This window comes from Methylophaga sp. F-2, from assembly GCF_056859315.1.
This window is the reverse complement of sequence record NZ_JBSXOF010000021.1, coordinates 163,050-185,972: the sequence shown is the minus strand read 5'-3', so window position 1 is coordinate 185,972 and position 22,923 is coordinate 163,050. Positions and strand designations below refer to the sequence as shown.

The window sequence follows — 22,923 nt, the reverse complement described above, 5'->3', positions numbered from 1 at the left end:
TGGTTATTTTGAATTGAAAAAAGCAGAATGAAATGATTTATAATCTGCTTTTTTGCTCTCAATGGAGGAGCTTGTGATGAAGCTGGATATCGCGACTTATGCAGAATTAATGGCGCGCTATAATCAATGGATGAACCAGTCTGTTTATCTGGCAGCCAGTCAATTAAACGATCAGGATCGCAAGGCGGGCCGTGGGCTGTTTTTCAAATCCATTCATGGCACCTTAAATCATCTATTGTTGTGCGATCGGATGTGGCTAGACCGATTTAAAGGTCAGATTCCTTCAGCTGATCTGAAGGCATTGGATCAGGAACTTTACAGTGAGTTCACGGAGCTAAAAAAAGCGCGTGATGAATTAGATCTGAAGATACTTGATTGGGCAGCTTCACTGGAGGAGACAGTTCTGCCAGAACGCTTGGTCTATACCAGTCTGGCAGCTGCTGCCGAAAAGAATGTCGATTTCACTCAGGCGATTATTCATTTTTTTAACCATCAAACCCATCATCGGGGACAAATCACCACTGCACTGAACCAGGCAGGTGTCGATGTCGGGGTGACAGATTTATTATTTATGCCTGAGATCAGTGTATGAATGTAACGGCGTTTTTATTATTTGCAATTGCGTCCACCATTACGCCAGGTCCGAATAACATCATGATTCTAAACTCGGTGCTGCACTACGGGGTTAAACGTACCCTGCCGTTTTATTTGGGGGTGTGTTTTGGCTTTCCATTGATGTTACTGGCCATCGGTATGGGCTTGAACACACTATTTAACCAATACCCTGTATTGCATCTGGTGTTAAAAGTCGTTGGCATTGTCTATTTACTCTATTTGGCCTGGTTGATCGCCACCCAAAAACCGTCTTCCAACACCGGTATTCAACAAAAACCGATGTCTGTGTTGGGGGGAATGATTTTCCAATGGTTAAATCCCAAAGCCTGGATTATTGCCATTGGTGCCGTGACGACTTATTCCTCGCTGGATTCAGGATGGGGAAATATTGTATTGATGGCCGTTATGTTTTTAGTGGTTACAGCGATTTGTCTTTCGTTGTGGTTATATCTTGGTCATGCTTCACGTTCTTTTATTCATTCGAATAAAGCGATGCGACTGATTAATCTGAGTATGGGAATGTTATTGGCTATTTCTGTGATGCCAGTGATCTTGGATGTGTCATTAGCACTGAAATAGTTGACTATCTTCGTCATGTTTTAAAGAAATGTATCGGATTTCGGCAAAGATGAGTCAGGGCTGTTTCTTTCAATTTCATCTTCAACTATTCTAGCCATAACAGTTATTTAGCGTGATCGATACGATCATTAATCCATGGGATGGCTGACAGGTATTAAGTGAAGCAGCGTCTCTGAAAGAAAAAGTTTACGGAGTATTTACAGTGCAGAAAGTAGCCATTTTGCAGCATGCAGAGGGTGAATGGATTGGCTCAATGCAGGGTTGGTTTGCGGATAAAGAATTTGAGTTACAGACCTATCGTCTTGATTTTAATGAAGCATTACCGACGATTGATACCTTTGACTGGTTATTGATTATGGGGGGCCCGATGAGTGTGAATGATGAAGACACTTATCCGTGGTTACCTGCTGAGAAAAAGCTGATTAAAGACGCGATTGAAGCTGGTAAAAAAGTACTGGGCATTTGCTTGGGTGGACAACTGATTGCCTGTGCAATGGGGGCTAAGGTCTACCAGAATGAGCAGCAGGAAATTGGCTGGCATACGGTGACTAAGACGGATGATACCGCTACCTGGATGCCGGATTCGTTTGAGCCATTAAGCTGGCATGGTGAGTGTTTTGAATTGCCAGTCAATGCGATTCCTTTTGCCAGTAGTTTGATTACCCCCTATCAGGGCTTTCATTTGGGCAAATACGTCTGGGCATTACAGTTTCACTTAGAAGCTGAGCATGGGACGGTTGATGCGTTTTATGCTGTTGAAAAGTCATTACCTGATGGGGAATATGTACAGAGTGAAGCCGAGTTATTTGATGACGCGCCTTACCTGCAACAAAGCCGTGAAGCGATTTTTGCGTTACTGCATCAGATGAATGATTAAATCAAGGGTGTAGCGACGGCTTAGGTCGCTACACCGTTTATATAACGTCAAACCTCATACCGGTATGGATTTCCCCATCAGTGAGCACATCGGCACGTAAGCCGCTTTTATGCACAAAGGCTTTTACGACGTCTTTTGCTGCCAGTGTGTCATTCCCCAGTAATTTGCCCAATGTGGCACAGGGTTCGCAAAGTTCAACACCTTTGAAACGAACATTCCCTATAGAAAATTCTTTACCAACCAGGTCATTGAGGCGAATACCTTGGGTGATAATATTACGACGTGTATCAGCGAGTTGGATGCGTTGCTGATAATTATTGTTAAAGGCTTCGATTTCTTCTATTTCAATAAAAGTAATGTTCTGACCTGGCCATTGAGCACGATCAAAGTTACGGTCACCGACGATACCTTTCCCTGTGATCAGATCAATTTTCTTGACCTGAACCTGCTCTCCAAGACTGTTCTCAGCAATAAAAATCGTATGAATCAAGGTAAGCTCCTGCATAAAAAAAGGAGTGAACGCCAAAGACATTCACTCCAAGGAACAGATCGTTTAAATGCCTTCAACTAGAGTTTCAGCACAAAATGTTTGGTAATCGGTTCAATAATTTCCCAAGTACCGACAAAGGTTTTTTCGAAGACCATTGATTCGCCTGCACTCAGGCTGAGAGGCTCACCGCCTTCAGCGGTCACAATGGCTTTACCCGCCATAATGTGCACAAATTCCCAGCCACCATATGTTGCATGATAGGTGCCTTCAGTCGCTTCCCAGCGACCTGATAAAATGCTGCCATCTTCACTTTTATATTCGATCCAGGTTTTCATGGTGGGATTACCCACCTGTTTTACCCAGCCATCCAGATCGGATTCAATCGGATCGACCGTTTTATCGATAATCTTGGTGACGCTTGTCATGATGTTCTCCAGTTAAGATAAATTGTTTACGCTTCTTTCGCTACAGGAATTTCGCTCTTATCTGAGAGATAAGCTTCCAGTGAGTCATCCAGTGCATCTATCCATGGCGTGTGATGTTTCGGTGCCATCGTGCCAGTCATCAGTGAACGGTATGAGTGGTCACGGAAAGTCATGATGTTTTCTTTTTTGTGATGTTTCCATTCCAGGAAAGTTTTGTTGGTTGCCGGAATATCAAATGACGGATAGTCAGTCATATCAATCAGATTCTGAATGTAGTCACCCTGGTAGGTGTACATTTCTTCAGCCGTAACCAGCGTCAGTTCTTTTTCACGCCAGGCCATGCTGTCGGCTTTCATCTCTTCTTTTGATGGCAATGGCAGTCGACCCATAATCACATCACGGGCATACCAGGCTTGGGCATCAAACATATTGAAGCTGTACCATTGATCCTGCATGCCAATGTAGAAGAATTTTGGATTATCTTCCCAGACCACGCCTTTATAAAGGTTGAGCGGCCATAAACGATTATTGGTGACCAGACGCAGATCGTCATTGAGGAAGGGGAAGTGATGGATATAACCGGTACACAGAATAATCGCATCGACTTTTTCTGATGAACCATCGGCAAAATAAGCGTTTTCAGTATCAACACGAACCAGGTTGGGTCTTTCATCCCAGTTTTCAGGCCATTTATAACCCATCGGTGCGGTACGGTAGCAGCTGATCAGTTTTTTCGCGCCGTATTTGTAACATTGTGAGCCGATATCTTCAGCTGAGTAACTGCTGCCGACCAGTAATACAGTTTTGTCTTTAAATTCTAATGCGTCACGGAAGTCATGGGCATGCAGAATGCGGCCACCAAATTTTTCAAAGCCTTCAAATTCAGGCACGTAAGGTGTTGAGAAGTGACCGGTACAACAGACAACATAATCAAACTCTTCAGAATAAATCGTGTCAGTAGTATGATCCTGCACGGTGACGGTAAAAGTTTGGCTGTCTTCGTTGAATTCAACATGACGAACAGCGGTATTAAAACGGATATATTTTCTGACGCCGGCTTTTTCAACACGGCCTTTAATATAGTCCCATAAGACTTCACGGGGTGGATAAGAGGCGATGGGCTTACCAAAGTGTTCGTCAAACGTGTAATCAGCAAATTCAAGACATTCTTTCGGGCCGTTTGACCACAGATAGCGATACATACTGCTGTGAACAGGTTCGCCATTTTCATCTAAGCCAGTGCGCCATGTGTAATTCCACTGGCCGCCCCAATCAGCTTGTTTTTCAAAACAAACGAGTTCAGGGATCTCAGCACCTTTTTCCTGGGCGGATTGGAATGCTCTGAGTTGTGCCATACCACTTGGGCCTGCACCAAGTATCGCAATACGAGTTGCCATAGGGGTCTCTCCATACAGTGTTATTTAGTCAATCATGCTGCGAAAATCGACAGCGCTTAATAACCAAAATAGCTCGCTTTTTTAGCGGGAGAAATCCTCTTGAGTGGGTATCCCAAAAGGGTAAAAAGGGGGGTAGATTAGTTTGAAAAAAGTAAGTTTAATCAGCTTCTTATGATTTTCCTGTCAGTAGTAGAATGCCTTCAACGCCAAGCACCATACCACTTCCCGAATACAGGCCACGACCTTTGTCCTGAACACTGACTTCAGTGCCATCTGCTCTGGTTAAACGGTAGTGAATATCAAACGGTGAAATAGTTTCCAGTGCCTGCTGCACATCATCCCAGACACGAGTAGCATCATCCGGATGAATAATGGAACCGAGCGACACTTGCGACTGATTTAACATGCTCTCTGCGCTGTAACCAGTGATGAGCTCACAGCCTTCACTGACGTATTCCATACTCCAACTGGCATTGTTTCTTGAGCGATAAAGCATGGCAGGCAAACGATCAACCAGACTTTGTAAGCTGCGATGACTGGCATGGCGGACTTCTTCATTACGTACTTGTGGCGTGATATCGCATAAGGTGGCAGACAGAGGATACGGTTGATCTTTATTCACCGACTGAATACGCATTTCACACCAACGTAGCTCGCCACTGGCACTAATCAAACGAAACCAGATGTTTTCATGTTGGCGAGGTGTGATTTTATTTAATAGTTGTGACCAGCTGGGGATTTCTTCCGGATGCAGAAAATCGGAGAACATGCGGCCCAGCGTTTGTTCAACCGGAATCCCAGTGATGACTTCCCAATATTGATTAACAAATTGCACCTGATGCTGTTTGTCGAGCAATAACACGACTTCATTCAAACTATTAAACAGTTGCAGTAATTGTGACTCTTCTTCCTGAGCCTGTGAATGACGGCGAGGCCACTTTAACAGTGTCATGGTTACACTTCCTTATCCAGCAACTCAGCGGAGAGGTTGCGATGTGCCCAGGCGGCGAGTTCCAGTCGTGAGTGTAAATTAACCTTACGCAGCAGACTTTTTACATAGACTTTGACGGTACCGTCACTGATGCCCAGTTCACGCGCGATCAATTTGTTATTCAGCCCTTTAGCGATATAAAACAAGGTTTCCCGTTCGCGCTCCGTCATATGAGCCAGAATGGCATTGGATGGACTGTTTTCATCTTCCTTATTATCACGAAGATGACTGGCTAATGAGGTGACTGCACCGGCATTCATCGCCACATTGCCATGCAATACCGACATCAACTGCGACAAAATTTCATCGGGCGGGGTGTCTTTTTGCAGATAACCATTGGCACCATAACGTAAGGCTTCGAGCAATTTATCCTGTTCGTTACAGGCAGTGATAATGATGATTTTTAATTGATTGTCATGCTCGCGTAACTGTTTTAATACGCCTAGACCTGACTTGCCGGGCATTTGCATATCGAGCAGCAAAATATCCGGATAGGTGTTTTCGATATTGTCGAGTAAGGCTTCTGCATTGTCATATTCGGCGATAACCGTCATCTGCTCACTATCATTCAGCAATTCGACTACGCCACGACGAAATAAAGGGTGATCATCGACAACGACCACAGTAATAGGGGTGTCACTCATTCATTCGCCTCCAGATCCAGGCTGAGATCAACCCGGGTGCCGCCTTCCGGACGATTGTTAATAACTAATGATGCACCGATGCGATCAGCACGCTCTTTCATGATTTGTAAACCAAAGCTGTCACTGCGAGCCGCTTCGGGATCAATGCCGGTACCGTTATCTTCAATATGAATATGTATTAGTGAACTGGTCTTGAGCAGCAACACCACACGTGCATGGGTGGCATGAGAGTGACGGACGATATTACTGAGGCTTTCACGCACGATATACAGCATTTGCATCGACTGCTGCGGTGACAGCATATTCAACGGCAGGCGATTATCCAGCTCAAACACGATGGCGGATTGATGTTCAAACTCTTTAATAGAATTAATCACACCTTGTGACAGATTATCACTTTGCATGGTCAGACGTGAAGACGTAATGAGTTCACGGGTTTGGTGATAAGCACACTGTGTGTAGGAAGCTAAATCTTCAGTAATGGGTTTTAGTGAACTGAACTCATCCTGCTGACAGAGTTTATCCAGCTTCAGGCTTTTTAAACGTAAGTAACCCAATACCTGTGCCAGTGAATCATGTAACTCAGCGGCATACATGGCGCGCTCGGATTCCAGCGCTTTTTTTAATTTGCTTTCATTGTGATACCAGGCTTGTAAGCCTTTATATAAGGTATTTTCAATGCTAGATGTTTTCCACTTTAATTGTTTAGCGCTAGGCGCGGCATCACGGAATAGAAATAAGGACCAGACGGTTAGGTTGTCGTGATCAAATAAACGGCTGGGTGCGATCGTCAGGCCATCCACCTTCATCATCTCGTCAGTATCAGGGGCTTTACCCACGGTGAATAGATGATGCAGAGACTGCATCAGTTTTGCTGATGGAGCCTGATCCAGACCATGGTGCATAAACGTTTCTGAGGTAGATGGGTTGCTGAATAAAACAAGCAGCTCTGGCTGTTGTGCAGGTGAAAATAGATCGTTTATCAGCCACTGTAAGGATTTGAGTACGGCAGGCAGTGTTTCGCTGATATTTTCAGCCGTAGCCAGTTTAAAAGCCAAATCGTTGAAGTCGAGAGACGGTAATTCCTTTTTTTTGGTCACAGCACGCACTGTTTCACCAAACCAGGATTGTCCATCTATCCAAGTTTTGAGTTTGATATTGAGCATCTTTACTACCTTTGTAACATCCACCTCAGCAGGAGGTGGTCTGTATTACATATGTTTGTTCTACAACAGCAGATTTTGTGCCATTTCATTCGAATTTTGCTGGTTTATAACCAATGAGGTAACCCATCAGGAGGATTGATTTATGTTTCCTGAAGGTAAATATTGTTAAACCCAGAGAAATTTATTTTTGTAACAGAGATGAAGCGAAATAAGGTGCACTTTTCTGGTTCAAAATCTCATGGGGCTGCACCAGATATGAACAAAATCACTTCAGCTTTTGGCTGGAAAACAAGGTGAATCATGCTAGAAATGATTAAAGAAGAATCGGAAGAAGACAGATTTTTGAATCTGCAATCGCCCATTGATAGCCAACAATTCCGTGTTGAAGGACAGCAGGCGATCAGGCTGCGTTTACACGTAGGTGATGTACTTGAAATCATCAGTGTTGATGGCGAGCAGGCGGCTGAATTAATTGTGCTGGATATGGATGGCCATGCCGCGCCACAGCTCCTAGATAGCCGTCTACCCGTGACTGGCGATAATATTCAACAACAGTTGCAGGAAACAGGCACAGCAGCCAAGGCCCTGGCTAAGCAGTTCGAGAGCTGGCAGATTCAAGCTAAAGATTATCAGACGGTATTACGTGTGCAGGGTGATGAGTTAACCTCATTGGTAGCCTATGCCGATCTGACGGTGGTGATTGTCGCTGCAGGACCCAGCATGTCTATTGAAGCGCATACACCGCCCACCGAATTAAAAGTGGTGGTGAAATATGCTGAACCCATTGATGAAGTTCTGCCAGAGCCGCTGGCGGAGGTCAAAGCAGAAATACGTATTCCCCGAGCATCTGCCCGCACTTATGAAGTGAAAAAAGGCGAATGGATCCAGATCATCGATGTATCAGGTAAGCAATGCTCTGACTTTATTGTGTTTGATAAACAGGCGCTGGAGCAGGGCAACGAAGTGGGTCTGGATTCCACCGCAACACGTACGGTGATGGGGTTAAGCAATCCTGTGCCTGGTTTGCACTCGCGGTTTCTGGGACCGGATATGATGTCGATGGTGGAAGTCGTGCAGGACACCGTAGGTCGTCATGATAGTTTCCTGTTCGCCTGTACTGCCAAGTATTACGAAGACAGTGGTTATTTTGGGCATATCAGTTGTACTGAAAACTTCAATAATGTGCTTAAGCCTTATGGCATCAAACCACGTGCAGGCTGGCCTGCAATAAACTTGTTTTTTAATACCGGCATTGAGCCTTGTGGCACGGTGTTTATGGATGAGCCCTGGTCTCGCCCTGGCGACTATGTATTGATGCGGGCAGATAAAGATTTGATCTGTGCGTCATCGGCCTGCCCTGATGATATTGATCCGGCGAATGGCTGGATCCCAACAGATATTCACGTCCGCATATATGGGGCTGAACACCATTTTCCTCGTTCCATTGCCCACCGAATTACAGCTGAGGAGCACCCTCGTATGACCAAAACATCCGGTTTTCATAACCGTACATCTGCATTAACCAAGAAATTTATTGAATATGCCGGCTATTGGGTGGCGGCTGAATATGAAGGCTGGGGCGCCAATGCGGAATATCTGGCCTGTCGTGAACGGGTGGCGGTGCTGGATTTAACCCCTCTTCGTAAAATCGATATTACCGGTCCTGATGCGGTGGCCTTTTTACAGTATGTGTTGACACAAAATGTACGGCGTATGGCGGTAGGTGAAATTGCTCACTCAGCCATTTGTCTGGAAACGGGCGGCATGATTGATGATGGCACCATTTTCCGTATGGCTGATCAGGCTTTTCGCTGGTTCTGTGGTGATAGTTACACCATGGTGTGGATGGCGGAAAAAGCGGAAGAAAAAGGCTTTAAAGTCAGTATTCGTAATGCCACGGAGCAGATTCATAATCTGGCGGTACAAGGACCAAATAGCCGTGACTTACTCAGCCAGATTATCTGGACGTCAGAAAGTCAGACCAGTGTGGAAAAACTGAAATGGTTTCACTTCACCATTGGCCGCTTAGGTGGGCCGGATGGTGTGCCATTGATGGTGTCCAGAACCGGCTATACCGGTGAGCTGGGTTATGAAGTCTGGTGTCATCCGGATGCAGCTGAAGCGGTATGGGATGCGATTTGGCAAGCCGGGCAAGCATTTGATATCGCGCCTATGGGCTTTGATGCGTTGGATATGCTGCGTGTCGAAGCTGGCCTGAGCATGGCCGAATATGAGTTCGGTCCTGATGTAACTCCCTTTGAAGCGGGCACCGGATTTAGTGTGCCATTAAGTACAAAAGAGGAGGACTTTATTGGCCGTGAAGCACTGGCTCGGGAGAATCCGGAGAGTCGACACAAATTAGTTGGCCTGATTCTTGATGGTGGAGAATCTGCAGCTCATGGTGATTTGGTATATCAAGGTCGATTTCCAGTAGGCATTGTGACAAGTGCCATTCTTTCGCCTTTGTTAGGTAAACAAATTGCGATGATTCGTGTAGCCCCGGAGTTTGCAAAACAAGATACAAAGCTGGAAGTCGGTAAGCTTGACGGTATTCAGAAACGTTTAGGTGGCACAGTAGTAAAACTGCCGTTTTATGATCCTAAGCGAGCGCGATTACTTTCATAACTTCCAGTATTCATCACCTTTAAAAAAGGAAACCTTGTATGGGGTGGAAGCTATTTAATACTGGGCGTTTACAGTATGTCTCTGAGTCAATTTTATCAGTCGTCGATAAAACGATTGAGTCGCCATATAACCGTGTGCCAATTTGGATGCACGGTTATTTACGCGCTCCGATAGAACGGATTGGTGATTATCTGTCATCCCTGCAAAAAGAGCATCAGGCGGAACTCGAACGACTGAATCATTCCCATCAACAACATTTGACACAACAGCGCGAAGCGTTTGAGCGAGAATTGAATGAGCTTCGCCAGCAAACAGATTCGTTGAACCAGACACTGTCTTCTGTCTATTCAGAAATGGATCATTTGCAGAGTGAAAATCGGCGTCTGTCGAGCGAATTGGATGACAATAACTTGGCTAAGTCAGCTTTGACCGAAGGGGTTTGGATGTTAACCCTGGTGAATGGCGATCCTGATGATGAAAAGAGTGTGATTATCTGGTCAGAGCAATTCCGCCAATTATTAGGGCATAAGCGTCAGGAAGACTTTCCAAATGGCTGGGACAGTTGGTTAAAAGCAATTCATCCGGAAGATATGGATGTGACCTTGGATGCCTTCACCAAACATATTAACGATAAAACTGGCAGCACACCTTATGTGGCTGAATACCGCTTAAAAATGGCCTCTGGTGAGTATGTCTGGTTTCGCGAACGTGCTGCCACCATACGTAACGAAGAAGGTATTGCCGTCAAATCCGCTGGTGCAATTCGTAATATCAGCCATGAGCACAGTGCACGTGAGCTGCATAATTTAGAAATGCAGCGGGCAGAAACCCGTATGACGGAAATCCTCACCGTCGCTGATGTGATCACCGAAATAACCCAACAGACGAATTTGCTGGCTTTGAACGCTGCGATTGAAGCAGCCCGTGCAGGTGAAGCGGGTAGAGGCTTTGCAGTGGTAGCAGATGAGGTGCGTAAGCTGGTTTATCGAACTGAAGAAGCCAACGACAAAATTCGGACAATGGCTCAGACTGAGCACTAACGATCTCAGTGTTTTACATAACTTTACATGATCTCCTTGAACCATCAGTGACATTGTCATGCCGTACTTATGAGTTTGTCGCTGTAGTGTTTGGAATTAATAATAAAAAGGAGAAAAAATGAGTACATTAAAAAAATCACTTACTGTCTTAACCCTGGCTACCTTATTTTCCAGTAGTTTAGTGTTTGCTAAAGATGTGACTGTTCAGGCAGAAGGAACCAAGTTTGATCCACTGATCGTCAATGTCGATCCAGGTGACACAGTTTATTGGACTAATATGGACATCCACAATGTTCACTTTATGTTCCAGCCAGATGGTGCCAAAGACTTTAAGTCTGAAATAGGTCAGAACACCTCGCGAGAATTTACTAAAGAAGGTATTTATGTTTACCAATGTGATCCTCATATCGGTTTAGGTATGGGCGGTGCTGTTGTCGTAGGTAAACCCAGTAATCTGGATACATTGAAATCAACCAAATTACACGGTGGACTTGGCATGATTGCTCATAAAGTGATTAAAGCTGAGTCTAAATAATCACCATACCTTCTAAAAAGTCTGTCTCGAAAAAGGCGCTCAATGGAGCGCCTTTTTGTATTCTGAGCGTTAATGTTCTGCGCCGAGTAAACTAATTCACCTTTTAACTGACTTACACAGATAAAAACTCAACAGCGGATTAGGATGCTCTGATGAAAAAAATGCTTATGGGCTTGTTACTGGCAATCGTCGTGGTTACTGGCGGCATTTACTTTTTTACGAAACATGGCGCTGTGGATAAACAGGGTGATGTGCTGTCATTTATCAAAAAGCAGGGCGTGACGATTATTGATAGCTTTGAGACGCCTTCAGAGCTAACCGGCTATATCGGTACCTATAAAGATGAACCGATGAGTATTTATGTGACGGCGGATAAACGCTACGCCGTAGTGGGCGACTTGATTGATGCGGAGGGTAAAAATCTGGGTGCTGACGCCATCTACCAACTGGTCACCAAACCACAGAATGAAAAACTCTGGCAACAGTTAGAACAGACTGACTGGGTGCAGGATGGTGATAAAAATGCCCCACGCATTGTTTATACTTTCACTGATCCTTTTTGTCCTTACTGTCATAAATTCCGTGATATGGCGGATCCTTTCATTGCTGAAGGCAAGGTGCAATTTCGTCATATTCTTGTGGGTATTCTTCAGGAAAACAGCCTGGCTGTTGCAGCTACGATTATGGGATCTGACTCACCTGAGGAGGCTTTCCAGCAGCATCGCCAGTTGACTAACAAAGGCGGTATAACTGTAGACAACGCAAAAGCATCTAAAGGTAACGATAGCGTTTTGGCTAATAATCATTTGATGGAAGCGTTACACATGCATGCGACACCAACCAGTGTGTATAAAGATAATGACGGTGAAATTCAGATCGTGGAAGGAATGCCGGTACAGCAGGAGTTAAGTCGGATTTTTGAAGAGTAAAAGATGAGACTGGGTTGGTAAGAAAGCCATCCGTGGCTGGCAAATTAATTATGACGACGTGAAATGGTGATGGAAGGATTCTCACCAAACAGTTCGGTGTAATCGTGAGTAAATTGCCCGGCATGGGTAAAGCCCCAGTGCTGAGCCACCATCGCAATGGTTTCATCTTCCTGCAAACCTTGAAGCAAGCGGCGTCTGACAGCATTTAAGCGAGCCATTCGAATAAATTTCACTGGGCTGATATCCAGCACATCTTCAAAACTGTATTGCAGTGTTCGTCGGCTGACATGAGCCAGATCACAGAGCTCGGTAATCGTCACGTGTTTGCTTGGGTTGGCATCGAGGTAAGCCGTCACTTTTTCAACGACTGCACGACGTTTACTAAAACTGGGCTTTTCTGTTATCGGCCCATCTTGTTGTAAGACTTCAAGCATTGCCATCATCAGGTTTTCCTCATGTATCTGTCTGGCGATATCACTTTGAACGGGGGATATCACCTCGTTTAATACTCGCCGCAGCTGATTGAGCTTATGAGACTCCCACACTCTCAGTGGCGAATCGAATACGTTGGTATCAATTAGAATGCCTTGTTTTTCGGCGATCTGTTGCAGACTGTCCTGATTCACCACCACACCAAAAATATCAAAGTCTTCCGGTGTAATGAGTTCAAACTGGGTATTGCCAGGACGAATCATCAGCTGGTTCTTTTCTACCTGATGCCCGTTGATGCGACATGACTTTTCATCCACAGCAAAGCCCATCCAGATTGCGTTTGGCCAGACATTGCATTGTTGGCGAACGGCACGACTGGTGTGTTCTCGAAAAGCGTGCACATGCTCAAACATGACCTCTTCAATACGCCCATAAAATTGCCCCAGGCTGATTTGATCAAATTGTTGCTGCCAGGCTTTTAAATTGTGTGCTTGTTCATCCACATCTTCTGCTTCAAGAACGCACCAACGCGTAGCGGTTTTGCTCTGGTTTGGTGCAAATTTTATATTTTCTTCTTTCATTTGCTCCCCTTGTTTCATTTTCATTATGCAATTTGTTTCAATAAGTTGCTGAATAACAACCCAAAAAACTTTTGCCAATTTTCGATAGTCACCCGGTATAAATCTCGCAAGTTCATTTTAGGAAACTTTGTTTACTTAAAGGCAAAATTTATTCCAAGTAATCGGAAATAAAGCAGTTTATGACACAGACATATCGTTACCAATTAGGCACCAAGACCTATCAGTTCGCTGACTTAGCCGATCTGATGGCAAAAGCCACGCCTGCACGTTCGGGCGATCGACTGGCGGGTGTCATTGCTGAAAGTGCAGAACAACGTGCTGTCGCGCAATTATTGTTGTCTGAAGTGCCTCTTAAAACATTTCTGAATGAAGTCCTCGTGCCTTATGAAGAAGATGAAGTCACACGACTGATTATTGATGAACATGATGTGAATGCGTTTGAACCCATTTCACATATGACGGTAGGTGATTTCCGTAACTGGTTATTATCAGACAAAGCCAGTAGTGAAATGCTGAGTCAGATACGCGCCGGTGTAACGCCTGAGATGGTCGCTGCCGTCTCTAAAATCATGCGTAACCAGGATTTGATTCTGGTGGCACAGAAGTGCCGGGTCGTGAGTGCCTTCAGAAACACGATTGGTTTACCCAAACGCTTATCAACACGCTTACAACCCAATCATCCTACCGATGACGTTAATGGTATTGCGGCCAGTATTCTCGATGGTCTGTTGTATGGTGCCGGTGATGCCGTTATCGGTATTAATCCCGCGACAGACAATGTGGCTCAGGCAACTCGCCTGATGCAGTTGATGGATGAAGTGATTTCACTCTATGAAATTCCTACTCAATCCTGTGTGTTAACGCATGTCACTAACACGATTGAATGTATTGAAAACGGCGCACCAGTGGATTTGGTGTTCCAATCTATTGGTGGTACAGAAAAAACCAATAGCAGCTTTGGTTTTAATCTAGCGACGTTGGCTGAAGCACACCAAGCTGCCTTGTCTTTGAAACGAGGCACGGTCGGTCAAAATGTCATGTATTTTGAAACCGGCCAGGGTAGCGCCTTATCAGCCAATGCGCATCACGGTTTGGATCAACAAACCTGTGAAGCTAGAGCCTATGCGGTTGCCAGAAAATTTAATCCTTTACTGGTGAATACGGTAGTTGGCTTTATCGGCCCTGAATATCTGTTTGATGGCAAAGAAATTACCCGTGCAGGTCTGGAAGATCATTTCTGTGCCAAGTTACTTGGGCTGCCAATGGGGTGTGATGTTTGCTACACCAATCATGCCGAAGCCGATCAAAATGATATGGATAATCTGCTGACTTTATTAGCGACAGCGGGGTGTTCGTTTGTGATGGGCATTCCGGGCTCTGATGACATCATGCTTAATTACCAAACCACCTCATTCCATGATGCGCTATATGCGCGCCGGGTCTTAGGTTTAGGTGCTTCACCTGAGTTCGAAAAGTGGCTGGAAAAAATGCAGATCATGACCGATGCCAGTCATGCCAAGTTATCAAATCAGTTACCGCCGGCCTTTGCTGGCACCCTCAGGGGCTTAGCCACAGGAACCAATGATGGTTAAGACCGAACGACTCACTCCTATCAGAAAAAAAACGGATGACGCTGTTGTCACGGATAATCCTTGGCGTCGTCTGCGTGAGTTTACGGATGCCCGTATTGGCTTGGGTCGTGCTGGTGTCAGTACACCGACCCGTGAATCTCTCGAATTTCAATTAGCTCATGCCCAGGCACGTGATGCCGTTCATACCGAGCTGGATTTTGCCGGCTTACAGCAAGACTTAGTCGCCTTGGCTGAAAAATACCCCGTATTAAACACCGAAACACCTCTTGTACTGCACAGTCTGGCAACGGATCGAATGACTTATTTGCAACGTCCGGACTGGGGCAGACAACTTGATGAAGTCAGTCTTGCTGCACTCAAGCCATATAAAGCCATAGAACCCTACGATTTAGCCATTGTGATTGCCGATGGTTTATCCGCCACCGCGATTAAAGAAAACGCTGTGGTGTTTATTGAAACCTTAGTGCAAGCCATGCAAGGCAGTGAAAACGCTTACTCACTGGCCCCCATTGTATTGGTTGAACAAGGTCGTGTTGCCGTGGGTGATGATGTCTGTGAAGCCTTAAATGCCAAAGCGGTGTTAGTACTGATTGGCGAACGTCCGGGATTAAGTTCACCCGATAGTTTGGGTCTGTATCTGACCTGGGCGGCGAAACGTGGCCTGACCGATGACAAACGTAACTGTATTTCCAATGTAAGAAAGGCGGGACTTTCTTATTTTGCTGCGGCTCAGAAAAGCCTTTATTTGCTGACTGAGGCCCGCAGACTCCAGTGTTCTGGCGTTGCTATCAAGGATCGCTCTACCGATAAGATTATTGATAGCAACGCCGTTCAAACCAGCTTTTTGCTGGATAAGTAGCGCCAACCAATAAAGGTGGATGTGTATTAATGTTAACTAATAAGAGGATAGTAAGATGGACAATGCGCCAACGCTAGAATCCTTGCAAGCGGCACTCGATGCTCAGCAAGCGGTTTTTCAAATGCATCAGTCTATGAATGTCGAAGTGTTCTATTGGTGGTGTACCGCCATTATGATCATGATTCATGCTGGTTTCTTGGCCTACGAAATGGGGGCTTCACGTAGTAAAAATGCTTTAGCGGCAGGTATTAAAAATATTCTCGCTTTAGCGGTCATTATTCCCACGTTTTATTTGTTTGGCTGGTGGATTTATAACGCTTTCCCGAACGGCTTTATTCCAATTGATGCTGCAGGTGCATTACCTTGGGCGAAAAGCATGGGACCTGATGTTACCGATATGGGCACAGGTATTTTCTGGGCAGCGTTTGCCATGTTCGGTGCCACAACCGGTTCGATCTTGTCCGGTGCCGTTATCGAGCGGATTCGTGTCAGTGCGTTTTTGATTCTGACTGTATTCCTGGGTAGTGTGGTCTGGATTCTGGCCGGTGCCTGGGGTTGGCATCCAGATGGTTGGTTACTGACGAAGTTGGGCTATCACGATGTTGGCGCATCAGGTGTGGTTCACGCTGTCGCTGGTTTCTTCACATTGGGTGTACTGATTAACTTAGGTCCACGTGTGGGTAAATTCATCAACGGTGTGGCTCAAACTATCGCACCACATAGCTTACCGATGACATTAATCGGTCTGATGATGATTATCTTTGGTTTCTTCGGATTCCTGGGCGGTTGTATCATCTTCAACGGTGGCGAAACAGGCTGGACAACTATTTATAACAACCCAACTAACTTATCTGCGTTTGCATTCAATACGCTGATGGGCTTTGCGGGTGGTGTACTTGGTTGTTACATGGCTAGCCGTGACCCATTCTGGACAATGTCTGGTGGTCTGGTCGGTATCATCTCAGTGGCAGCTGGTTTAGATCTTTATGATCCTGAATTAGCGTTCATCATTGCTGTTGTCACCGGTATCATGGCGGTTAAAGTCGCGAAAATCGTTGAAAACTTTGGTATTGATGATGCAGTAGGTGCGGTAGCAGTTCATGGCTTCACCGGCGTGTGGGCTGTGTTCTTAGTGGGCGTATTTGCTTATGGCATGCCGAATGTGGGTGATTTGCCACCTATCAGTTTTGTCGGTCAAACCATTGGTGCCATCGTAATGGCTGCAGTTGGCTTCATCCCAGGTTATGCGATCTCTTGGGTACTGAAAAAAGCTAATGCATTACGTGTACCTAAAGCAGCTGAAGAGCTGGGCTTAGATGAAGTAGAAATCATTGCTAAACCATATCCAGAAGCGAATGGCGTACCAGCAATAACATCAAGTGACGTGCCAAACAAATTGGCTAATCCAGAACCAGGAGTGTAATTATGGGAACATCAATTAGTTCATGGGAAAATGTAGGGGCTTACTTTACTTTTGCTGATAATCCAATTGCTTTAGGTTTATTCACTATCTGTGCTGCAGCCATTGTTGTTGCGCTGATTGCCTCAATCGCTAAACATGAAAATGAAGCATTTGAGAAAATCGAAAAGTAAGTCAGACTGAAACATGACCTAGTCATGTGATGAATAAATAACCCCGATCTTGTGTCGGGGTTATTTTTTTGTTTCAGGCGTTGACGTTGATAGGGCCTTTTACACGACGCCATTCCACCTCGACGCGATTTACGATGTCACCTGCTGATCAATTTCTGGTAACGGTTCATTGTTTATCGACGCTTCAAACGATTTTAAACGTTTATAAACCGACAATAGTTCAACGATAGTCGTCCATGAGTTCACTAAATACTGGAATGATGAACTGACTTGACTGAATGCCGTTAAAATCTGCTGCAAAATACCAAAAGTAATGGCTCCCGCCGCGATCGTAGGCACTAATATTACATAGGCAAAAATATTATCTGCCTGCAAGTACATGCTGCGGGCCACATTGAAGTACATATAGTGAATGTACAAAGTGAAATAGTTTTTACGCACATCGGCAAACAGTTCTCTCAAGCTCATCGGTTGAGCACGTTGGTGATCATCTTCACCATAAACCAGTTCTTTACGATAGGCGGCTTCTACACGCTGATTTTTGAATTCTAAGCCGGGTAATTTGATACCAACCAGTGCTAATAAGCCTGTGCCGAAGATCGACCAGACAAGAGCAGCGACAAATAAGGGATAGGCGATTTCACCAACTAAAGGTAACTCTTTTACATATTGTGATAATGACCAAAGCACGGGTAAAAACGCGAATAATGTCATCAGGGCATCAATCAATGCGACGCCCAGATTTTCCATAATCGTCGCGAAACGCATGGTGTCTTCCTGAACCCGTTGCGAAGCACCTTCAATATGACGCACCTTCCCCCATTGTTTTGTGTAGTAGTCATTCATGGCGGTGCGCCAGCGGAAAATATAATGGCTGACTAAAAAACGGGTCATCACAAAAATGAATACCGCTAAAAAGGCGATTTCCGCGAAAATGGCAATCAAGTCATATAACTGATCAACTGAAACACCCCCCGTGGGTGATAAGGCATTTTGTACCGCATCAAAAAAAGGTCGACGCCAATTATTTATCGCCACCGATACCTGAACAGAATAATAAGTTGAAAAGAAAATGACCGCTGAACCGATGACCGACCACCATTGCCAGCGACTTGGTGCCTTGATAAACCAAAATGCAGCAAAGATAGCTACAGAGACAAAATAGAATAGGTAAAAGGTTAAAAACTCATTGGTAACAAAATGCCGTAAGCCGATGACTTGTTCAGCATCCGGGTTAACTGGTAACCCAATAGCAGCAGATATATCTGCTCCAAAAGCCACCCAAATAAAGGCGGAAAATGCTAACCATAAAATAACTGATGGCCAAAACCAGGGAGAGTTGGGAAAGAAAGATTTAAACATAATCAACCTACGCTTATTTTTGTGATGCAAATTATGGCATGTTGACAGCATGTTTAGATGCTTTATTCATCCATCTGTGAAGTCTGTATTCAGGCATCTGAAATTAAACATAAAAATTGCAGATAAATTCGGACTCGCCAGGCTTTATCTTCATGACTAATTGATAACCGAATAGTGCTGAAGCATTGGAAATGACATTTTAGAGATAAACAAACACGGCTTTACAAGGACAAGCATGAACTGAGTTTGCTAAAAAAGAATGTTTTTCAGTTAATCTAAATGCATATGATTATTATTTGATGGTAGTATTTAGATGATAAATTTAAGCCTGTTAAATAAAAGTGGAAAAATATTGCACTTTTTTTGACGCTCATACGACATAGGTGATGAGGGGAGTTTGTGTTCTCTCATCCAAAGTCCTTGCTCAGCTGCCCTTGAGTAATGACTGTTTACCCTGATAAATAAATTTGAATCAGTAACTTGAGAGTTACCTCTACTATGCAATTACCATATCCAATTAGAATTATTTCTTTGGTTCTGGCCGCCACAATCGGCGGATATTTTTTAACGTCTGCCGTTATTATTTTTTTATCGGCTATTGTGCCTATGGATAAACCTGATGCCATCGTGGCCAGCAGTTTATTTAGTTATGCCATTTACACGGCAGCGGTGATTTGGATCTTTGTTGTCAGAGATAGTAAGCGTGCCTGGTTGGGGATGCTAATACCAACTTTGATGTTCGGCGGTGCAGGTTTACTCATTTCGAGGATGGCGTCATGAGTGAGTTAAATCAACCGGAAAAGGAACAAGAGTCTTTCCGACAAGCGATGGGCTGGCTGCATACCTGGGGGGGACTGGTCGCAAGTTGGGCACTTTTCACCATTTTTCTGACCGGCACCATTGGGGTGTTTGACGAAGATATCACGCATTGGATGAAACCTGAGGTGACGGCTGTGTCAGATTTTGATCCAGCGGCCATGACGGAACAGCAACGTGTTGATGCCATAAAAAAAGCTCAGGCCTATCTACAAGCGCATGCTCCTGACAGTCATTTCTGGAGGATTGGCCTGCCAACAGAAACCGATCCAGGAATCCGCGTTTCATGGCGTGATCAGCAAAATACAGCTCAAGACACCTTACTCAGCCTGAAGACAGGTGAACCTATGCCCGTCGTCGAAAACCGTGAAACAGAAGGCGGCCATCATTTTGTACATATGCATTATGAGTTTCATGCAGGCATGGCCGGTATCTGGTTTGTAGGCTTTTTTACAATGATCATGCTGGTGGCCCTTATCAGCGGCATTATTATTCATAAGCGTATTTTTAAAGATTTTTTTACATTCAGACAAAAGAAAGGACAGCGTAGCTGGTTAGATGGGCATAATGCTTCGGCCGTCTTAACGCTGCCATTTCAGCTAATGATTGCCTATACCGGATTGGTGATCTTTTTATCGATCTATATGCCTGCTGGGGTATTAGCCAACTATAGCAATCCACAACAGTTTTTTGCTGAGTTGCTCGACGAACCCATGCACAGACCGGAAACAGGTGTGCATGCCGATGTCGTTGACTTATCCGTTTTATTCCAGCGAGCAGAAGTCATGATGGGTAAACCTGGGCGGTTTATGAGCGTTGAGCATCCTGGTGACAGTAGTGCCGTGACTAAAGTATTTGGCTGGTTTGATGAGAAGGACTATTACGGTCAATTATTGAGAGATGAAATCGGTAATGTGCAGTTTGATGCAACCAATGGCGATGTGATGAATCTCAACCCGCCCGGTGAATACGATAAAGGCACACCGATGGCAGTACAACGTGTGATGCGAATCATGCATTTTGCCAACTTTGGTGGTTATAGCGTGCGTTGGTTGTATTTCATTATGGGCATGGCCGGAGCTTTGATGATGGCAACTGGTGCCATTTTGTTTTTGGTCAAACGTCGACAAAAATCATTGAATGAGTTTGGCGCACAAACCGCACGGGTTTATCGAGTGATTGAGGTGCTGAATATTGCTGCCATTAGTGGTTTAGCGGTGGCTTGTATTGGGTATTTCTGGCTGAATCGATTGATTCCTGTTGATATTGCTGATCGCGCAGCCTGGGAAATAAAAGGCTTTTTCTATCTGTGGTTATTGATGTTATTCCATTCAGCCTGCCGTCCCGCGACCAAAGCCTGGTTTGAGCAATGGATCATATTTACTTTACTTGCCCTGTTGCTGCCAGTGATGAATCTCATCACCACTGGACATTGGTTAGTGTCGTATTGGCAGATCGGTGATTGGGTTAGTGTTGGCTTTGAGCTAACGGTGCTGGTGTTTGGTTTGATGAGTCTGGGACTGGTGTTATTTTTACGCCGTAAATTAACTGCAACTGAACGCTATTCTCAACCGGCAAAACGTTCGGAGGCCATATCATGAGTGTGGCGATGATGATGAGTGTTGCTCTGTGTTATGCCGCTATGAGTGGTTTGAGTCTGGCGATGCCAAGACATTTGATGGATGTGACTGATAGACGTTTAACGGCTACACAGATACGGGTTTTACGCTGGACAGCAAGTCTTGTGCTGATATTAGCTTATTTACCCATGTGGCAGGTTTGGGGTGCAGGAACAGGTTTTGTTGTTTGGGTCTCAGTATTATCCGTGACCTCAATCGTATTAGTCTTACTTTTGTCGTACTGGCCTAAGTGGGCAGTCAGAGTCGCATTTTTGATGATGTTGTCGGCCAGTTTCTTATGGTTGATGCAGTAACCGGTCGTTACTGCATCAAACTAGATAATTTAGCGTTGACGGCGTGCTTTCTGAATAGCCGCTTTGACTTGTTCAGGGGCGGTGCCACCCAAGTGATTACGGGCAGCGACTGAACCTTCCAATGTTAATACTTCAAACACATCTTGTTCGATGTTAGCTGAAAACTGCTGCAGTTCTTCCAGCGTCAGTTCTGACAAATCTTTTTTATGTTTGATGCCATAGGCCACCGACAAACCAACCACTTCGTGAGCATCACGGAATGGTGTGCCTTTACGCACCAGATAATCTGCCAGATCAGTAGCTGTGGCATAACCACGTAATGCAGCCTGACGCATATTGTCAGCTTTGACCGTAATAACAGACATCATGTCTGCATAAACACGCAGAGAACCTAATAAGGTATCGATGGTATCAAACAGCGGCTCTTTATCTTCCTGATTGTCTTTGTTGTAGGCTAATGGCTGGTTTTTCATCAAGGTCAGCAGGTTAAACATATTGCCGTAAACACGACTGGTTTTACCGCGGATTAATTCAGGCACATCCGGATTTTTCTTCTGTGGCATGATCGATGAGCCGGTGCAGAAGGCATCACCTAAATCAACAAAATCAAACTGCGCCGAAGACCAGATGATTAACTCTTCTGAGAAGCGTGATAAATGCATCATCAGAATCGAGGCGAAGCTATTGAACTCAATCGCAAAGTCACGATCACTGACCGCATCCAGAGAGTTTAGACAGATACGATCAAAGCCTAATAAACTGGCCGTCATCTCACGATCAATCGGGAATGTGGTACCTGCGAGTGCTGCAGCACCTAACGGCAGGCTGTTGACGCGTTTGGCACAGTCTTCAAGACGCTCGGCATCTCTGACTAACATTTCATACCAGGCCATCATATGGTGACCAAATGTGACCGGTTGTGCTGTCTGTAAATGGGTAAAGCCAGGCATGATGGTGTCAGCTTCACGTTCAGCGACATTCAATAAGGCTTCTTGCAGGCGATTAAGCTGCTGACCGATAGGATCAATCATATCGCGCAGATAGAGGCGCACATCTGTGGCCACCTGATCGTTACGTGAACGGCCGGTGTGTAGTTTTTTACCCACTTCACCAATCAGGGCGATAAGACGTGCTTCGATATTCATATGCACATCTTCCTGAGCGATAGACCACTCAAAGTCGCCACTTTCAATTTCTTGTTCGATTTGTTGCAAGCCAGCGATAATCTGATCGCGTTCTTCGATAGTCAGCACCTTCACTTCGGCCAGCATGGTGGCGTGCGCAATTGAGCCGCGAATATCTTGTCGGAACATGCGTTGGTCAAATTGCACAGAGGCGGTAAATTCTTCGACAAATTTGTCGGTAGGCTGCGTTAGTCTGGCAGATGAGAGTTTTTTATTGGCTGTAGTCATATCAATCAGATCAGGCTCGTTGAAAACAGG

Annotated in this window: 23 protein-coding genes; 14 read left to right on the top strand and 9 right to left on the bottom strand. The window is 45.0% G+C overall.

Annotation, left to right across the window (positions count from 1 at the left end; all coding sequences use genetic code 11):
• Nucleotides 1–76: 76 nt before the first annotated feature.
• The 3 genes from AC13DA_RS15460 (at nucleotide 77) to AC13DA_RS15450 (ending at nucleotide 2,071) form a co-directional block, all read left to right on the top strand.
• Nucleotides 77–592, top strand: coding sequence for a DinB family protein (locus AC13DA_RS15460; protein ID WP_284451499.1), 516 nt, complete (start codon nucleotides 77–79; stop codon nucleotides 590–592).
• Nucleotides 589–1,194, top strand: coding sequence for a LysE family translocator (locus tag AC13DA_RS15455; RefSeq protein WP_284451500.1), 606 nt, complete (start codon nucleotides 589–591; stop codon nucleotides 1,192–1,194). The genes AC13DA_RS15460 and AC13DA_RS15455 overlap by 4 nt, the downstream gene beginning before the upstream one ends.
• 202 nt (nucleotides 1,195–1,396) lie before the next feature.
• Complete coding sequence (locus tag AC13DA_RS15450; RefSeq protein WP_284451501.1) at nucleotides 1,397–2,071, top strand: type 1 glutamine amidotransferase; 675 nt, start codon at nucleotides 1,397–1,399, stop codon at nucleotides 2,069–2,071.
• Nucleotides 2,072–2,108: 37 nt separating this feature from the next.
• Here AC13DA_RS15450 and AC13DA_RS15445 read toward each other — a convergent pair whose 3' ends face one another.
• The 6 genes from AC13DA_RS15445 to AC13DA_RS15420 all read right to left on the bottom strand — a co-directional run bounded on the left by AC13DA_RS15445 (nucleotide 2,109) and on the right by AC13DA_RS15420 (nucleotide 7,184).
• Complete coding sequence (locus AC13DA_RS15445) at nucleotides 2,109–2,561, bottom strand: MOSC domain-containing protein (protein WP_284451502.1); 453 nt, start codon at nucleotides 2,559–2,561, stop codon at nucleotides 2,109–2,111.
• Nucleotides 2,562–2,638: 77 nt separating this feature from the next.
• Nucleotides 2,639–2,986, bottom strand: a complete 348-nt coding sequence (locus AC13DA_RS15440) for a cupin domain-containing protein (RefSeq protein ID WP_284451503.1) — start codon at nucleotides 2,984–2,986, stop codon at nucleotides 2,639–2,641.
• A 26-nt stretch (nucleotides 2,987–3,012) separates the two neighbouring features.
• Entirely contained in the window at nucleotides 3,013–4,383 is a 1,371-nt protein-coding gene (locus AC13DA_RS15435; RefSeq protein ID WP_007144064.1) for an NAD(P)-binding domain-containing protein, read from the bottom strand.
• A gap of 169 nt (nucleotides 4,384–4,552) precedes the next feature.
• Complete coding sequence (locus tag AC13DA_RS15430; protein WP_273180932.1) at nucleotides 4,553–5,335, bottom strand: PAS domain-containing protein; 783 nt, start codon at nucleotides 5,333–5,335, stop codon at nucleotides 4,553–4,555.
• A 2-nt stretch (nucleotides 5,336–5,337) separates the two neighbouring features.
• On the bottom strand, nucleotides 5,338–6,018 hold the full coding sequence (locus AC13DA_RS15425) for a response regulator (RefSeq protein WP_273180935.1): 681 nt from the start codon (nucleotides 6,016–6,018) through the stop codon (nucleotides 5,338–5,340).
• A complete protein-coding gene (locus AC13DA_RS15420) occupies nucleotides 6,015–7,184 on the bottom strand; it encodes a sensor histidine kinase (RefSeq protein WP_273180938.1) in 1,170 nt (389 codons plus the stop codon). The genes AC13DA_RS15425 and AC13DA_RS15420 overlap by 4 nt, the downstream gene beginning before the upstream one ends.
• Nucleotides 7,185–7,484: 300 nt before the next feature.
• On the opposite strand from AC13DA_RS15420, the gene AC13DA_RS15415 reads away from it, so the two are divergent.
• From AC13DA_RS15415 to dsbG, 4 genes are all read left to right on the top strand, one after another.
• On the top strand, nucleotides 7,485–9,809 hold the full coding sequence (locus AC13DA_RS15415) for a DUF1989 domain-containing protein (RefSeq protein WP_284451504.1): 2,325 nt from the start codon (nucleotides 7,485–7,487) through the stop codon (nucleotides 9,807–9,809).
• Nucleotides 9,810–9,847: 38 nt separating this feature from the next.
• Nucleotides 9,848–10,849, top strand: coding sequence for a methyl-accepting chemotaxis protein (locus AC13DA_RS15410; RefSeq protein ID WP_413661958.1), 1,002 nt, complete (start codon nucleotides 9,848–9,850; stop codon nucleotides 10,847–10,849).
• A 118-nt stretch (nucleotides 10,850–10,967) separates the two neighbouring features.
• Complete coding sequence (locus tag AC13DA_RS15405; protein ID WP_273180945.1) at nucleotides 10,968–11,384, top strand: plastocyanin/azurin family copper-binding protein; 417 nt, start codon at nucleotides 10,968–10,970, stop codon at nucleotides 11,382–11,384.
• A 152-nt stretch (nucleotides 11,385–11,536) separates the two neighbouring features.
• The gene (gene dsbG / locus AC13DA_RS15400) at nucleotides 11,537–12,313 is read left to right on the top strand and encodes a thiol:disulfide interchange protein DsbG (RefSeq protein ID WP_284451505.1); all 777 of its coding nucleotides are present in this window, start codon (nucleotides 11,537–11,539) and stop codon (nucleotides 12,311–12,313) included.
• Between the two features lie 44 nt (nucleotides 12,314–12,357).
• Here dsbG and AC13DA_RS15395 read toward each other — a convergent pair whose 3' ends face one another.
• Nucleotides 12,358–13,326, bottom strand: coding sequence for a helix-turn-helix domain-containing protein (locus AC13DA_RS15395; protein ID WP_284451506.1), 969 nt, complete (start codon nucleotides 13,324–13,326; stop codon nucleotides 12,358–12,360).
• Between the two features lie 179 nt (nucleotides 13,327–13,505).
• Here AC13DA_RS15395 and AC13DA_RS15390 point away from each other — a divergent pair, with 179 nt between their 5' ends.
• Genes AC13DA_RS15390 through AC13DA_RS15375 form a run of 4 tightly spaced genes read left to right on the top strand, consistent with a single transcriptional unit; the run spans nucleotide 13,506 to nucleotide 17,370 of the window.
• A complete protein-coding gene (locus AC13DA_RS15390) occupies nucleotides 13,506–14,918 on the top strand; it encodes an ethanolamine ammonia-lyase subunit EutB (RefSeq protein ID WP_284451507.1) in 1,413 nt (470 codons plus the stop codon).
• Entirely contained in the window at nucleotides 14,911–15,777 is an 867-nt protein-coding gene (eutC, locus tag AC13DA_RS15385) for an ethanolamine ammonia-lyase subunit EutC (protein WP_284451508.1), read from the top strand. Before AC13DA_RS15390 ends, eutC begins: the two co-directional genes overlap by 8 nt.
• A gap of 55 nt (nucleotides 15,778–15,832) precedes the next feature.
• On the top strand, nucleotides 15,833–17,200 hold the full coding sequence (locus AC13DA_RS15380; RefSeq protein WP_273180955.1) for an ammonium transporter: 1,368 nt from the start codon (nucleotides 15,833–15,835) through the stop codon (nucleotides 17,198–17,200).
• A gap of 2 nt (nucleotides 17,201–17,202) precedes the next feature.
• On the top strand, nucleotides 17,203–17,370 hold the full coding sequence (locus AC13DA_RS15375) for a hypothetical protein (protein ID WP_007144051.1): 168 nt from the start codon (nucleotides 17,203–17,205) through the stop codon (nucleotides 17,368–17,370).
• 129 nt (nucleotides 17,371–17,499) lie between these two features.
• On the opposite strand, the gene sbmA is transcribed toward AC13DA_RS15375, so the two are convergent.
• A complete protein-coding gene (gene sbmA / locus AC13DA_RS15370; RefSeq protein WP_284451509.1) occupies nucleotides 17,500–18,732 on the bottom strand; it encodes a peptide antibiotic transporter SbmA in 1,233 nt (410 codons plus the stop codon).
• A 498-nt stretch (nucleotides 18,733–19,230) separates the two neighbouring features.
• Between sbmA and AC13DA_RS15365 the strand changes: the two genes are divergently transcribed.
• The 3 genes from AC13DA_RS15365 to AC13DA_RS15355 are packed head-to-tail and all read left to right on the top strand — an operon-like array spanning nucleotide 19,231 to nucleotide 21,481.
• On the top strand, nucleotides 19,231–19,512 hold the full coding sequence (locus AC13DA_RS15365; protein ID WP_273180962.1) for a DUF3649 domain-containing protein: 282 nt from the start codon (nucleotides 19,231–19,233) through the stop codon (nucleotides 19,510–19,512).
• Entirely contained in the window at nucleotides 19,509–21,149 is a 1,641-nt protein-coding gene (locus tag AC13DA_RS15360; protein ID WP_284451510.1) for a PepSY-associated TM helix domain-containing protein, read from the top strand. The genes AC13DA_RS15365 and AC13DA_RS15360 overlap by 4 nt, the downstream gene beginning before the upstream one ends.
• A complete protein-coding gene (locus AC13DA_RS15355) occupies nucleotides 21,146–21,481 on the top strand; it encodes a DUF3325 domain-containing protein (protein WP_284451511.1) in 336 nt (111 codons plus the stop codon). The genes AC13DA_RS15360 and AC13DA_RS15355 overlap by 4 nt, the downstream gene beginning before the upstream one ends.
• A 29-nt stretch (nucleotides 21,482–21,510) precedes the next feature.
• On the opposite strand, the gene argH is transcribed toward AC13DA_RS15355, so the two are convergent.
• Nucleotides 21,511–22,893 carry an argininosuccinate lyase gene (argH, locus tag AC13DA_RS15350; protein WP_007144045.1) on the bottom strand — a complete coding sequence of 461 codons (1,383 nt, stop codon included), beginning with the start codon at nucleotides 22,891–22,893 and terminating at the stop codon, nucleotides 21,511–21,513.
• Nucleotides 22,894–22,923 lie beyond the last annotated feature (30 nt).